This is a genomic window from Streptomyces sp. CO7 (assembly GCF_053474865.1).
Genome location: NZ_JBRIOU010000009.1, coordinates 232,876 through 233,432, shown reverse-complemented (window position 1 = coordinate 233,432; position 557 = coordinate 232,876). Strand labels below are relative to the sequence as shown.

Annotated in this window: 1 protein-coding gene; it reads right to left on the bottom strand. The window is 75.0% G+C overall.

The genetic code is table 11. The features are described 5' to 3' along the window. Window positions 1-273: 273 nt before the first annotated feature. Window positions 274-557: hypothetical protein (locus ACOV8S_RS27630; RefSeq protein WP_448321162.1), on the bottom strand; the 284-nt coding region annotated here is incomplete at its 5' end.

Genomic DNA, 557 nt, shown 5'->3' with positions numbered 1-557 from the left:
GGCCTGCCCGGTCCGCCGTCCCGTGGAGGACGACGGCCGGGCGCCGGTATCGGTATCACTCGACGGAGGTGCGCCGTCGTGGCGTCCTGACCACCACGCCTTGAGGCCGGCCGGCGCCAGGCGCAGCCAGGACGGGGCGGGACGTTCGTTGTTCACGCGGTGCTCCGCGGTCATGTTCCGATGCATGACTCCACGGTGAGGGTTGGGTGTTGCGTGATCACGAACGGATTGTGACCGCCCGGTTAAGCGCGCTTCTGTCCGCTATGGGGGATCTCACACGAGGGCTTCCCCGGACCGGGAACCATCGGCCGGTGCCGGTGCCGGTGCCGGTGCCGGAGCCGGAGCGGGAGCGGGATCCGGAGTGGGGCCCGCGCTCGTGGGCACGGCGGTCGCCGCCCGCAGTCGGCGGGCCTGCGCGACCAGGCGGGAGGAGCCGCCGCGGTCCGCCACCGCGTCCACACCCCGCACCGGCGCGGCGTCCGGCGCGCCGATCCGCTCGGCGCAGTCGGCGGCGACCGCCAGCAGGTCGCCCAGGGCGCGGGCGTTCACCGGCTCGG